Annotated in this window: 10 protein-coding genes; 3 read left to right on the top strand and 7 right to left on the bottom strand. The window is 47.6% G+C overall.

All coding sequences use genetic code 11. The features are described from left to right. Positions 1-7: 7 nt before the first annotated feature. The 7 genes from MTP41_RS08470 to MTP41_RS08440 form a co-directional block, all read right to left on the bottom strand. Entirely contained in the window at positions 8-784 is a 777-nt protein-coding gene (locus MTP41_RS08470; RefSeq protein ID WP_097776823.1) for a radical SAM protein, read from the bottom strand. After that, positions 781-1,899 (bottom strand): three-Cys-motif partner protein TcmP, encoded by a 1,119-nt coding sequence (gene tcmP / locus MTP41_RS08465; RefSeq protein ID WP_097776822.1) that lies wholly within the window; start codon positions 1,897-1,899, stop codon positions 781-783. Before tcmP ends, MTP41_RS08470 begins: the two co-directional genes overlap by 4 nt. Positions 1,900-2,000: 101 nt before the next feature. Further along, positions 2,001-4,967, bottom strand: a complete 2,967-nt coding sequence (locus tag MTP41_RS08460) for a type I restriction endonuclease subunit R (protein ID WP_097776821.1) — start codon at positions 4,965-4,967, stop codon at positions 2,001-2,003. 18 nt (positions 4,968-4,985) lie between these two features. Then, on the bottom strand, positions 4,986-5,360 hold the full coding sequence (locus MTP41_RS08455) for a hypothetical protein (protein ID WP_097776820.1): 375 nt from the start codon (positions 5,358-5,360) through the stop codon (positions 4,986-4,988). Then, positions 5,357-6,619 carry a restriction endonuclease subunit S gene (locus MTP41_RS08450; protein ID WP_097776819.1) on the bottom strand — a complete coding sequence of 421 codons (1,263 nt, stop codon included), beginning with the start codon at positions 6,617-6,619 and terminating at the stop codon, positions 5,357-5,359. The genes MTP41_RS08455 and MTP41_RS08450 overlap by 4 nt, the downstream gene beginning before the upstream one ends. A gap of 12 nt (positions 6,620-6,631) precedes the next feature. Further along, positions 6,632-8,734 (bottom strand): type I restriction-modification system subunit M, encoded by a 2,103-nt coding sequence (locus tag MTP41_RS08445; RefSeq protein WP_097776818.1) that lies wholly within the window; start codon positions 8,732-8,734, stop codon positions 6,632-6,634. Positions 8,735-9,216: 482 nt separating this feature from the next. Beyond that, positions 9,217-10,032 carry a helix-turn-helix domain-containing protein gene (locus tag MTP41_RS08440; RefSeq protein WP_249235317.1) on the bottom strand — a complete coding sequence of 272 codons (816 nt, stop codon included), beginning with the start codon at positions 10,030-10,032 and terminating at the stop codon, positions 9,217-9,219. A gap of 415 nt (positions 10,033-10,447) precedes the next feature. On the opposite strand from MTP41_RS08440, the gene MTP41_RS08435 reads away from it, so the two are divergent. From MTP41_RS08435 to mobV, 3 genes are all read left to right on the top strand, one after another. Further along, positions 10,448-11,050 (top strand): CHC2 zinc finger domain-containing protein, encoded by a 603-nt coding sequence (locus MTP41_RS08435; protein ID WP_249235316.1) that lies wholly within the window; start codon positions 10,448-10,450, stop codon positions 11,048-11,050. A gap of 73 nt (positions 11,051-11,123) precedes the next feature. Next, entirely contained in the window at positions 11,124-12,440 is a 1,317-nt protein-coding gene (locus MTP41_RS08430; protein ID WP_249235315.1) for a DNA primase family protein, read from the top strand. 190 nt (positions 12,441-12,630) lie between these two features. Beyond that, positions 12,631-13,608, top strand: a complete 978-nt coding sequence (gene mobV / locus MTP41_RS08425; RefSeq protein ID WP_249235314.1) for a MobV family relaxase — start codon at positions 12,631-12,633, stop codon at positions 13,606-13,608. The last annotated feature ends 4 nt before the right edge of the window (positions 13,609-13,612 follow it).

The following is a 13,612-nucleotide window of genomic DNA, read 5'->3' as shown; positions in this document are numbered from 1 at the left end:
TCGGTTCTTATTCCACAAACGTTCCCTTTTTAATATGATAGGCTATTTTTCGTTCTTCGCAAAACGCTATAACTTTTTTAGCGCAAGCATTATAAAAATCTTGATAACCTTTATACGCTGTTACCTGCTTATTGTAATGTAGTCTTCCAAAAATAATTCGATTCGCAAAAGATACTCGTTCCAAAAGCTGTTCGAGATTTTGCTCATGAATATTGGGGGTTGGATACGGTTCAATGCTAATCCATGTATAGCATCCCTGTTTGCTTAGTGCTTCTAGCGCGCTAATACGATCTTCCATCGGTGCCGCACCCGGCTCCATCTCTTTTCGGAAATCCTCGTCAAGCGTAACAGCTGTTATGCCGTACTCATTTTTTAACGGCATTTTTGCAAGTTCTACTGGCAAAATGCCTTTTGTCAGCACCGAACAATGAACTCCAAAAACGTTTGCTTTCTCAATAATTTGTGTACTCGCATTGCAAATATCGGGATGTCCATACATATATGGGTCAGTCGAAAAGCAAAGATGCAACGTCTTTATTTTATCCTTGTATCTAGGCAGTTCCTTTGATAAAAGCGGAAAAATGTTATCAACCAGTTTCGGTTGAATCCACTCCTCATAGTCCTCCACTTTTTTAAACCGCTTAGCCATCATGTAAGCATAACAAGGATATTTACAGCCGTGTGAGCAACCTGTCACATGGTTCAACGTATAATCGCCGTATTCAACAGCCGTTTTGTATATCAGGCTTTTTCTGATATTTTCATGTACTTTTTTTTCACTCATATAAATGTGTAATTATCCTCTGTAAAATTGGTTTTTCCTGCATCATTATGTTTTCTTACTTTTCCTTCAGCTATCATCGGCTTTAACACGTGCTTTATAATTTGGGAACTTCTAAGCATGGTTTCTACAAGAATTTTTTCTTCAATCTTTAAAAACGGCACAGTCTTCCCCTTGAATGCTTCATATACAATGTTTTGAGCTTCCAACTCATATTCTTGCAGATTCAGTGCTTTTATATCTTCGGTTGTAAACATCGACAACTGCCCGCTATCGCAATGATTTCGATGGTATTCTTCGCCATCAAACACATCCCAGATGCTATCTTTAAGGGCTTTAAGTCCTTTCAAACTTGGTGTCGCGTAAAGTATCTGGTACAATTCCGCATTTGTTACCGTGCGGAAAGAATACAAATAGACATATTTAATTTTTCCAACTTTTAAAGCCCGAACCACATCATCAACCACTTGCTTTCTATCTTTTGGTTTCAAATCTCCTAGACATCGCTGTATCCGACCTCGATCTTGATTTTTATTGCGATTAAAGTCACTCGTAAAAAAGTTGAAAAGTAATTCACAGTAGTTGTCCTTCAAAATATTATGGAGTTTGGGGATTTGAACAGTACCAAAGCTATATGGATCCACATATATTAGGCTACAGCTTCCATACTTAAACAATTCTCTGTGAAGTGGAGTCGCATTTGCAATGTCATCCAGTATGTAATTAACATCTGCATGGGCAGTAAATATCTTTAAGTTTTTGCTTTTCTTAACGGTTCCGTTAATTATACTTATAAAATTATTTATTCTATCCTCTCGCAAATCATTCAGAAAAACCACAAACTTTTTCGATGCGTAACGTGGATCTTGAGCCAGTTCATTAAAGATATTAATAACTTCCATTCCTGTACAAAAATCGCCATCTTTATATATTCCAGCATTGCACATGCAATCAATAAAGTTTATTTGGCTAATAGTTTTCCTTCCTGCTTCAACAATCGCCCATTGCCGAACATATCGCGTAACATATTTTATTTTATAAGTAGTCTGCTCTTTTTTACTCTGAATTGCAGAACTATCTATACCAATCTTTTTAAAATCGTCAGGTGAAATATTCATAATTCCTCCATAATGAATTATTATCCCAGCGTTCTAAATTCATCGTCCATCATTGCGTGTCCTGTATCTCACCTCCACTCTACCTCATATACTATTTTACATTAAGCTTCCCGCAAGCTCTTATATATTTCTTCTGTAAAAATACCGAGCACCTGCCGTTTGATTTCTTCATTGCTTAGCAGAAGTGAGAAGAAATCCTGATTCTGTTCTAATCCTTCAATCAAGGCATCGTCAATATCATCAAAATAAGAAAATTCAAAGTCTTTGACGGTATTGTTTCGCGCACTGGTTTTCAGTTTATCCGATTTTAAAAGGATGTCCCTGATCTGTAACATAGCCTTAACTGCCACATCATTGTTATAGGCCTTTCCGGTACGGCTATTGATCTCCGCAATGATCTCTGAAAGCCGTTCCTCTTTTGCTTCAGTAAGCCCGAAACTTTCGGCAGTCGGCAATTTCACCACTGGCTGTGCAACAAGGTTTGACGTTGTATGTTCCTCGACCTTTTTCTGAACAAAATTGGTTGCCTTAATCTTTCCGTCTAGGTTGTATCCACCGCCCGGATGTTTGATGTTGATATAGGCCAGAAGATATGTGATAAAGTTGTATTTCTTGTGCAGATCAGTATCCTCAAAACAGGATGCCTGCAACAGAAACTCATAGAATCGGACAAAGTGCCGCATCGCAGATACGATCTCGTGCTGTTTGATAAGATCGTATTTTTCGATCATATTCTTTGCCCGTTTAGAGTAAAACGTCAGCTTCTGCTTGTCCTTGGCAGATATATTCTTCTTATACAGCAGCTCGTTGGCTTTTTCGATATCATCCGGGTCAAGCACGGTGTACGCATCGATTTGAGCTTCCAGATCATAAATCGCCGTCGGCGTTACGGAAGTGGAGAGCAGCGTAGTCGTATAGTACGGTGAAAATGCCGCTTTGATATCTTCGTATGTATTTGCAAAGTCCAGCACGAAGGTTTTCTTCTCGAACGGCGGGCAAATACGATTCAGGCGGGAAAGCGTCTGAACAGCAGATACGCCCTTCAGCTTTTTGAGAACATACATAGCGCAGAGTTTCGGCTGGTCAAACCCGGTCTGATACTTATTCGCAACCAGAAGTACCTGATATTCGTCCTTATCAAATTCTTTTGTCAGACGATCCTCCGGGAAACCGTTCATGGAAGCCTCGGAATATTCGGTTTCATCGTCCGGGAGCTTTACTTTGCCAGAAAATGCAACCAAAGCTTTGATATCGGTATAGCCTTTTTTCTTTGTATAATTCTCAAACGCCTGACGGTATTTGACCGCGCCCTGCCGGGAAGCAGTGATGACCATTGCCTTTGCCATACCGCCAAGTTCCGGCATCACTGTTGTGCGGAAATGTTCAATGATAACCTCTACACGCTGTGCAATGTTCGTCTCGTGCAGTTCCACAAACCGCGCAATTTGCCGCTTTGCATCAGCAGTCTTGCATCGAGGATCTTCTTCAATCTCCTTGTTCAGCTGATAAAAGGTATCATAAGTGGTATAGTTCTGAAGCACATCAAGGATAAAGCCCTCCTCAATGGCCTGTTTCATAGAATAGATATGAAACGCCTCACGCTGCCCTTTGGTGTTCAGTCGACCAAACAATTGAATCGTTGTGGGCTTGGGGGTGGCGGTGAAAGCGAACATGGAAACATTCGCCTGTTTGCCGTTTCTGCGGATTTCACCCGTAATCATATCTTCCACATCGATGCCTTCTTGTTCTCCTGCACCCAGCGACTTTGTGACCGCTGCCATGTCCTTACCTGCCGTGGAGGAATGTGCCTCATCGATAATAACCGCAAAATGCTTGTTTTTCAGCCCGGCAACACTGTCTACAATATACGGGAATTTCTGAATTGTAGTGGCGATGATTTTCGTATTGCCGTTCAGAGCAATGGCAAGGTCTGCCGAGTTGCACTTATCGTCCATGACACGGATAAGCCCCGCTTTATGCTCCATGCCCATAATCGCTTTCTGCAGCTGACGATCAACCACAACTCGATCAGTGATGATCACAACATTGTCAAAGATGATTTTATTATCCGCATCGTGCAGAGAAGTCAGGCGGTGCGCCAGCCATGCGATAGAGTTCGTTTTGCCGGAGCCTGCGCTGTGCTGGATCAGATAATTCTGCGTTGTGCCATTATCACGGACATCACCCAGCAGTTTGCGGATCACATCAAACTGATGATACCGAGGGAATATGACATTTTCGGATTTTTTCGTTTTCTCTGTCAGCTCATCCTTGCTTTCCTTAGTTTCGATAAAGATGAACTTACTGATGAGATCAAGGACGGTATCCTTGGTCAGAATATCCTCCCACATATAGGACACGCTGTATTTGTCTTTGAAGGTCGGGTTTCCCGCACCGGCGTTGACCCCTTCACCGTTGCCCATGTTGAACGGCAGGAAGAAGGTGGCGTTGCCTGCGAGTTTAGTGGTCATATAGACCTGTTCCAGGTCCATAGCGAAGTTCACAAGGCAACCTGCTTTAAACCAGAACAGACGGGTTTTCGGGTCACGGTCAACACGATACTGATAGATGGCATCCTGATAGGACTGACCTGCAGCATTGCATTTCAGTTCAAAGGACATGATAGCAAGACCGTTCAGGAAAATCACCAGATCAACGCGCTCTTTGTCGCTTGCCCAGACCTCCTCCATAACGGAAAAGATATTCTTTTCATACTTTGCCAGCAGTTCCCGGTTAAAGGTAGTAGCGGGTTTGGTATACATGAGTTCCAGCTTCATGTTGGAGATTTCTATGCCATGCTTCAGCACATCCAACAAGCTACCGCGCGCTTTGGTGACCTCGGCATTGATGAAACCGACAATCGTATCCTCCAGATCCGTTTTATAGATCTTGCGGAGCGCATCCATCTCATTCGGCTGTGTATCGTTCAAAAATCGAAACAGCAGTTCCCGATCCATAGCAAAGAAGCGGTCATAGTTTGTTGCCTTACGGACAATGTAGCCATTGTCCTGCACAAGCCTGTCCATGATGAAATGCTGATATTCTTTTTCTGAGAGGATATTATTCATGTCTATCAATGCCTCATCTCACGGTTTACGATTCAATTCTCGTTTTGTCTTTTCTGAATAGTTGATGTTAACATTTTCACCGTCACTGCTTGTGAGAACCGGAATAATTTTGTTATCTGTGATAACATATATCTCACACCACGCAAATTCCCCGGCCAATTTAGTTGCAAGAACAATGGTTCCGTCTTTTTTAATATGTCGGAACGCTTCTTCTAAATCTCTGCTCTTGATCTTATTCCTGCTTTGATTTGTTTGAGTATAGGATCGTACTGCAAACATCAGGTTTTGACGGTCACTCCACCCATCTTTGCTGTTAACTCGCTTATACTCGGCGGCAGAAATATAAAGTTCGGTTCCTCCGCCAATAGGTGATGTTACATATTCAACTTTCATGATGTGGGTACCTCCTTTTTTCCAGTTACATACTCAAAAATGAGTGATTTCTTGTATTCGTCAAGCGTTGCAAGCTGTCTATTCTTGTCCTCGATAACCAGATTGATTTCCACACATTTTTTATCGAGAAATTCCGCAATTTGAACCTGTTCCTCATAAGGTGGATTTGGAGCTTTGATTGCACCAAGCTGGTCCTCTGTCAGCGAATGACGTAGATTTTTTGCCATATGCAGTAGTTCTTTCGTGTAATCCACCATTAGATAGTAGTAATAGTAATACGGCGCGTATGCGCCAGTCCTCATAACAAACTGACTGTATGCAGGGCTTGTTAGTCCAAAATTTTTTACCAGGCCGATACACCGGGGCGTTACATCAATGTCGAACAAACACATAAGCAAATTGCCGGGAGTGACCTTCTGGTATCCATCAAATGATGTCGGCATCTTTCCGCCACCATTTAGGTCTCGAATAATTACGCCGTTTGTAGTGAGTGAAAGAATATCTTCGCCGTTATAAACCGGGCAGATATTTTTAACCTTGTACATTAGGTATTTGTTTGGGACAGCATCCCATGCCAATGGCATCTTCCCTACCCACTCAATCCCACTGTCCTTCATCTCGGCATCGGGATTCAGCCCTTTGGTGACGGTTTCGGTGATAACAGATCTCTTGTACTGCTCCAGCGTGTCGATCTGGGTTTGGATGTCGGCGGTCAGTGCGTCAATCTCGGCACATTTGGCATCAAGAAAATCAGCAATGCGCTGTTGTTCCTCTGCAGGCGGAAACAGTATTGGTAACTGTATAAAATTCGACCACCGCATAGCCTGACCGTCGCGCACCAGATTTGAGGTACTGCTTAACGCATCAATATAGTTGCTGGACTTAAAAAACCACTTATAGTATCTCGGTTCACGAATGGTATTGCTTGGAATTAACATAACATAAGCAGAGCTAATGCTTCCGGTCTTTTCACTATATTCCAGTCCCCCCTGAAAACTCCTCATGTGGATCACAAAATCTCCAGCACATACGAGTTTCAGTATATCAAAGTCCTTTTGAACTGTGACTATATTTGCACCTGTCCTCTCCATGTATTCGGTTTGAGTAATCACCCCATATTTTTGAGAAGCAGTCAACTGTACCATGCCTTGTTTCGCACGATCTTTTCTCTGACTAAAGTGGTATTGGGGATTATCAATTTTCCATTCAACGGGCACCTTCCCAATCCACTCAATCCCACTATCCTTCATTTCACGCATAGTTTTACCGCCTTACCCAAACAATTTAGCGACACGCTCGGAGACAGACCGTTCCAATTCTGAAAACTTTGCTTCCAGTTCTTCACTTGCTGTCGGCTGCTGATATTTATAGAAATACCGTGTGAACGGAATCTCTGCACCGGTTTTGATAACAGGCTTCTTGGCGCTAAGGTTCTCCTCGAAGAATGCGGCGGCATCCGGGATGTGCGGCAGGACTTCTCTTGCCATATAGTCCTCGATATTCTCTTCCCATTTTACCTGTTCGGTATCCTTGGTTTCTTTGTCGTAGATGATGCTGCCCTTGCGATCCCGCTGAATCTCAGCTTTTTTATCCATAACGGAAAGGCCGTCTGTAATCTTTTCCAGCAACTTTTTGTCGGCAGTCACCGCAAACAGTGCTTTGGACAGCACCGGAGTAAACTCTGCCGGGCAATTATAAATCTGCTCCGAAACTGCCGCTTTCAGTGTGGCGACAATGGCATCATAAACCGGCTTATTTGCCTGATATACCTCCAACTTCTTCTGATCCTTGCCGGTCAGTTCTTCGGCATTTTCCAGTTCGTCCACCTTGGACTGGTCATACAAGGCAGATAGCGATCCCTTGGAAAGCATGGATTCAATGCGTTCCTCCGTAATAGCATAGCTGCGCTGAAGCGGCTGCATCACCGTGTACTCACGGTAAATAAACTCCTCGTTAGGGTAAATCTTGCAATATTCATTCTCTGTAAAATCCGCATACAGCTTTGTAATGGCGCTGCGATCCTCAGGAGAAATTTCATTTTTCTTATCACCCAGTGCTTTCCGCAGTTTTTTGAAAAACGTAGAAGCATCAATCAACTGAATTTTGCCCTTGCGCTCCGGGCGCTTGTTCTTGGAGAGAACCCAGATATATGTAGCAATGCCGGTGTTATAAAACAGGTCAGTAGGCAGCGCAATAATCGCCTCAATCAGATCGCTTTCCAGCATCCAGCGGCGGATCTGGCTCTCACCGGACGCTACGCCACCGGAGAAAAGAGGACTGCCGTTTTCAATAATGGCAGCACGGCCAAGGTTATCGTCCATCTTATCAATGGCAGACTGAAGGAACAGCATCTGCATATCACCGGAACCGGGCAGTCCTGCGCCCCAGCGGCCGTCAAAACCTTTCTGATATTCTGCGTTGACAGCATCTTCCACGCCTTCAGCCGCATCTTTACCGCCCCAAGCGGTGCCAAAAGGAGGATTTTCCAGCACAAAACGCATTTTCGTGCCTTTAAAGCGGTCTGCTTTCATGGTGTCCTGATAGCAGATATTTTCGGCATTCTGTCCCTTGATGAGCATTTCAGCAAGGCACATGGCGTAGGACTCCGGGTTGATTTCCTGCCCGAACAGGCGCACATCTGCCGTGGGATTATAGCGTTTAATAAAATTAAAGCCGGTGGACAGCATACCACCCGTACCACAAGCCTGATCCAATATTGTGATGACCTTACCGTCATCGAAGATATCATCGCACCCTTCAGCAAGAAGAATATTGACCATCAGCTTGATGATATCTCGTCCAGTGTAGTGGTCGCCAGCCTCAGCGTTTTCAGAAAATTTGCGAATCAGATCTTCAAAAATATACCCCATCTTCACATTGTCGATGGTGCGAGGATCAAGGTCAAGTTCAGAAAATGCTTTAACGACAGAGAGCAGCCGGTTGTTTTTGTCCATCTTGTCGATTTCTTCTCCGAAGTTTAAACCGCGCTCCTTGGACATCAAAATTTCCAGCACATTCGCAGAAAATCCCTGCAGATAACTCTTGAAATTGGCAGCAATATGGTCTGCGTCATTTACAAGCTCTGCGAGGTCAAATTCACTGGTGTTGTAGAACTGGAAGCCGGAAATACGGTACATCGCCTTTGCCGGAAAATTCGGATTTGCTTTGAACTGCTCCACGACCTTCTGCTTGGTAGGTGCAAGAGCACACTCAAAGCGACGGATGATTGTCATCGGAATGATAACATCCTTATATTTGTCGCTGCGGTACGGTCCGCGCAGTTTATTTGCAATGGACCAGATAAAATTCACTTCGGCAGATACATCCACCGGACTGTCATCCCACATGACATCAACAACTTTTTTCTCAGGCATATCGACTTCCTCCGTCGGTGTTTTTTATTGTAACGCACTTCTCATCCCAAAAAGCGGACCATATACTAATCTTCCTATGATTCTAGTATAATTCCTTGTCTGAGTATAACACATTTGTGCAGTATTTCCAATTATGATTGGACGTGTGCCCAGATATTTTCCCACGCAGTCAAGACGGAGCCTCTGCATCAGGGCACCCCATTTTCCAGTGCCCTGCCGGGAAGAATCCAAAGAGCGGCGGAACGCTCGTTGGCACACGACTTTGCCTGCAAAGTCTAGTGTGTTACACCTTGGTTCCGGCTGACGCGGAAAAGGGGCTGCGAGAGGCTCCGGCAAGCACCTGTTCTGCGGCAGAAGGATGCGCGGATGGGCGTGGCAGTTGACAGTCTCTGCCCACCCAGCGCAGGCTTGCAGAGGAACCAATGGTGTACGTTCCCCTTTCCTGCCGCAGCAGCGCACCCTATAAGCTGCAGGGCAAATAATCAGCGTCTGTGCTTGCCCCGGTTGCCTGCAAGTGTCCCCGGTTTTAGCATTGCCGTTTTATAAAGGATCTTTTTTATCAGCTTTCTTTCATCCTCTGTCAGCTTATCGTAGTTGATGCCGATTGCCTTCAATGCTGTTCGGATCTTCTTTTCATCCGCAGACCCTTCAAGTTTCTGTGCATCCTCCAGTTCCTTCATCAGGTTGTCGATCATTGAACCATCCGAAGTGGTCTTGTCCTTGCGGTGTTCCGTCTTGATGTTCTTCAGGATAGCCACCAACTCGTCATACAAGACCCGGCCAAAGTACTCATCTTCATCGATCTGCCCCAGCTTCAAGGTGCTCATGTATAGATCGTTTTCATCTGCTGCATACTTCTTTTTCAGCATTTGCCGGGTCGCTTCCAGACCAGCATTGAGGTTTTGAATGTTTGCGCTGACATATCCATCCACATAGATTTCCAGATCGGTCATGAACCGCCGGAAATTCTCATGCACGATCAGCTCGCACAGCAGCCGATGATTGAATTTTCCATTCCTTAATACGTCCACTGCGCCATCGCTCAGATGCAAGTCCAAAAGGACTGCATCTGGGCGTTTTTTGTTTTCCGTCACACCCAGCAGGTAGTCGGTGGTCACACCATAAAACTCAGCCAGCGTTGTCACCGCATAAATGCTGAGGTCGGTCACATCGTCGCTCTCATACTTCGACAGCGCCGATTTGGACAGACCCGTCTGCTCTGCCAGCGTTTCCAACTTCAGATGCCGCTCCACACGCAGGTCTTTGAGCCGTTCTCCCAGTGTCAGCTTGATGTTCATGGTCGCACCTCCGATGTTTTTTGCACAGTATACCACTTCCGGCAGTTCCTGTCCATAAGCGTGGAATTTTGCAGTTTCTGCACCTGTTTTCCGACATTATGGATATACGGCACAGCGGCCATTGCGGTGCTATCCTATAGACAGAAAGAAAACATATAACTCCCCAGCAGCGAACATATTAAGGGCTTCCCGCGAAAGCCCTCTGAAATATCTTTCATACCAGAACCTTGAGAACAGAATGACCGTCCGAACTGCCCAGACCGCCAAGACCTCCCATCGGGGGAGCGAGCGCCCTGCATAGGGCCGACACAGAGTCCAAAAAGATTTCCTGTCGGGAGGCAGCAAGGGAGACCGGCTTTGAACGTGGTAGGGATCAAAATGATCCGTGCCAAAACCTTTGACCAAAGGAGAGATTTTGAGTTTATATCAAAAGATCAAGTCCGCCATCACCGTTCGGCAGGTGGGAGAGATGTACGGCATGGAGCCAGACCGCCATGGCATGGTGTGCTGTCCGTTCCATTCCGACAGCGACCCCAGCATGAAGCTGAACGACACCTATTATTACTGCTTCGGCTGTGGAGCCAACGGCGATGCCATCGACCTCACCGCCAAGCTGTTTGACCTGAACCCCCGGCAAGCCGCCGAGAAGCTCGCAAGTGACTTCGGGCTTGACCCGGATAAGCCGCCCGCCAATGCCATCGCCCTGCCGCCGCCCAAGCGTGGCCTGACGGACGAGCAGTGGGCAGACATCGCCTACTGCCTGCGGGTGCTGACCGATTATCTTGACCTGCTGCACGACTGGCAGGAGCGCTACAAGCCCGCCACCCCGGAGGAACCGCATGACCCACGGTTTGAAGAAGCCCTCCACACGACCGAGACCATCGAGCACCTGACGGACTGCGTTGCATTTGGGACGCCCCAGCAGAAGGCCGATGCCGCCGCACAGCTGCTGTCCGGGTCGTACCTGCTGATGCTGGAAGAGCGCACCGACCGCCTTGCTCTGGCAAAGTGCGCCTGACGATTGATTCACCCGAAGTGGTGGGTCTCACCGTGAGGCCCACCACTTCACTTTTCTAAAGGAGAGTCACTCTATGAAGAAAAACATTTCCCGCAACCCTTTATGGCCGGACTGGTATAACGGCAAGAAGATCGATGAAGTCCAGTTTGGCCGCGCCTTTCTGGAACAGTGGCCGCTGAAATGCGTCAACGGAACGCTGTACACGCTGGACGGCCCGGTGGAGGACGAGAGCGAGATCAAGCAGCGCATCTTGGAGAACATCGAGGAATATGTCACCTCCGGCCTGTCCAAAAAGGTCACCAACATTCTGGAGACCATCAAGCTGCTGGCTTTTTCCGACCCGTTCCCCATCGAACAGGACTGCATCCACCTCCAGAACGGCGTGTACCATCTGCCGGATGGCTCTTTTCAGGAGAGCCGCCTGTTCTGCCAGAATCGCCTGCCTGTGAAGTATGACCCCAAAGCCGCCACCCCTGACCGTTGGCTGACCTTCCTGCACGAGCTGCTGGACGAAGCCGACATCCCTACCTTACAGGAATATCTGGGCTACTGCCTGATCCCCAGCACCAAGGGACAAAAGATGATGCTCATTGTCGGCAAGGGCGGCGAGGGCAAATCCAGAATCGGGCTGGTGCTGAAACGGCTCATGGGAGACGCCGCCAGCAATGGCAGCGTCCAGAAAGTCGAGAACAATCGCTTTGCCCGTGCCGATCTGGAACGCCGCCTGCTGATGATCGATGATGACATGGACATGAACGCCCTGCCCAAAACGAATTATATCAAGACCATCGTGACCGCCGAAGCCAAGCTGGACTTGGAGCGCAAGGGTGTCCAGAGCTACCAGCGGGACATCTACGCCCGGTTCCTCTGCTTTGGCAACGGTGCGCTGACCTCGCTATACGACCATTCGGATGGCTTCTTTCGCCGCCAGCTCATCCTGACCACCAAGGACAAGCCCACCGACCGCATGGATGACCCCTTCCTTGTGGAGAAGATGTGCGCCGAGTTGGAAGGCATCCTGCTCTGGTGTCTGGAAGGGCTGCACCGGCTGGTGCAGAACGATTTCCGCTTCACGGTCAGCCCCAAAGCTGCTGCCAACGTGGACACCATCAAGCGCAGCAGCAACAATGTCATCGACTTCATGGAATCTGAGGGCTACTTCCGCTTTAAGGCAGACTACTCCATCAGTTCCAAAGATTTCTATGAAATCTACAAACTGTGGTGCGAAGATAACGCCTGTCACAGCGTATCGGCGATCCGTTTCAGCGCAGAACTGCGCCAGAATGACCGCCGCTATAACCTTGAAGCCACCAACAACATCTATCTGCCCGGTGGCCGCAGGGTGCGGGGTTTCGTGGGCATTGAGCCGCTTGTCCACCCCTGCCCGTAAAAAGTGCATTTTTTCACGGAAGAAGTTCGTACAACCTGTACGGTCTGTACTTGTACGTACCTGTACGACGAGTCGAAACAAATTAAGCGAATTATCGTTTATATTTCAGATTTCCGTACGCCGTACGAACCGTACAGGTTATTTGAAGTCCGTACAGATTTTTTGTACACCCCAAGAAGGAGCGTGGTCTATGAAAGCCCAATACGGAATCCTGCGATTCAAAAAGTACAAGGGGCCTGCCATCAGCCCCATCGAAGCCCACAACGAGCGCACCAAGGAGCAGTACGCCAGCAACCCGGATATCGACACGAACCGGAGCCGCTACAACCTCCATCTGGTGCAGCCGCAGGGCAGGTACCGGGAAGAAGCCGACCGCATGATCACGGCGGCTCACTGCCGTGTCCGCAAGGACAGCGTGCGGGTGGTAGAGGCTCTTGTCACCGCCAGCCCGGAGTTTTTCAAGGATAAGACCAACCGGGAGATCAGGGCGTACTTTGCGTACGCCCTGAAATTTTTGGAGGGCAGACAGCGCCCGGATACCTTTCTCTCTGCTGTTGTCCACATGGACGAGAAAACGCCCCACCTGCACCTCTGTTTTGTGCCCCTGACTGCTGACGGACGGCTGAGCGCGAAAGAGATCATTGGCAACCGCAAGAATCTTGTGAGGTGGCAGGACGAGTTCTGGCAGCACATGGTCAAGCAGTACCCGGAGCTGGAACGGGGCGAAAGCGCCAGCCAAACCGGGCGGGAGCACATCCCGCCCCGCATCTTCAAGGAGATGCCCCAACTGACCAAGCAGAAGGAGCAGTTGGATGCCCTGCTGGTGGGTATCAACCCCTTCAACGGTAAGAGCCGTGCGGCGGAAATCAGCAAGGTGCTGGACAGCTATATCCCGGCAGTGTCCAAAATGCGCACCGAACTGAACCGCTATCAGGTCGCCTTTACGGAGACCACCGCCGAGAACAGACAACTGAAAAAGAAAAACAAGACACTCTCTGCCTCGCTGGACAAAGCGAAGGAGGGGAGCGTCTTGAAGCGTCTGGAGGATGCCAAGCTGCGGCAGGACTATGAAGCCGCCCTGAAAACGCTGGACAGCATCCCGCCGGAGGTCATTCGTTTTTATGAGAACCGCAGCACGCAAGAACCTGTGGTGCGTCACGATAAGTAAGGAG

This window comes from Faecalibacterium sp. I4-3-84, from assembly GCF_023347255.1.
Lineage (GTDB): Bacteria > Bacillota > Clostridia > Oscillospirales > Ruminococcaceae > Faecalibacterium > Faecalibacterium taiwanense.
This window is presented reverse-complemented; position numbering and strand designations above follow the sequence as displayed.

Bases quoted from the DNA above. Each gene is read 5' to 3' on its own strand.
- MTP41_RS08460 (WP_097776821.1), bottom strand. From the start codon at position 4,967: ATGAATAATATCCTCTCAGAAAAAGAATATCAGCATTTCATCATGGAC.
- mobV (WP_249235314.1), top strand. From the start codon at position 12,631: ATGAAAGCCCAATACGGAATCCTGCGATTCAAAAAGTACAAGGGGCCT.
- MTP41_RS08440 (WP_249235317.1), bottom strand. From the start codon at position 10,032: ATGAACATCAAGCTGACACTGGGAGAACGGCTCAAAGACCTGCGTGTG.
- tcmP (WP_097776822.1), bottom strand. From the start codon at position 1,899: ATGAATATTTCACCTGACGATTTTAAAAAGATTGGTATAGATAGTTCT.
- MTP41_RS08470 (WP_097776823.1), bottom strand. From the start codon at position 784: ATGAGTGAAAAAAAAGTACATGAAAATATCAGAAAAAGCCTGATATAC.
- MTP41_RS08445 (WP_097776818.1), bottom strand. From the start codon at position 8,734: ATGCCTGAGAAAAAAGTTGTTGATGTCATGTGGGATGACAGTCCGGTG.
- MTP41_RS08430 (WP_249235315.1), top strand. From the start codon at position 11,124: ATGAAGAAAAACATTTCCCGCAACCCTTTATGGCCGGACTGGTATAAC.
- MTP41_RS08455 (WP_097776820.1), bottom strand. From the start codon at position 5,360: ATGAAAGTTGAATATGTAACATCACCTATTGGCGGAGGAACCGAACTT.
- MTP41_RS08450 (WP_097776819.1), bottom strand. From the start codon at position 6,619: ATGCGTGAAATGAAGGATAGTGGGATTGAGTGGATTGGGAAGGTGCCC.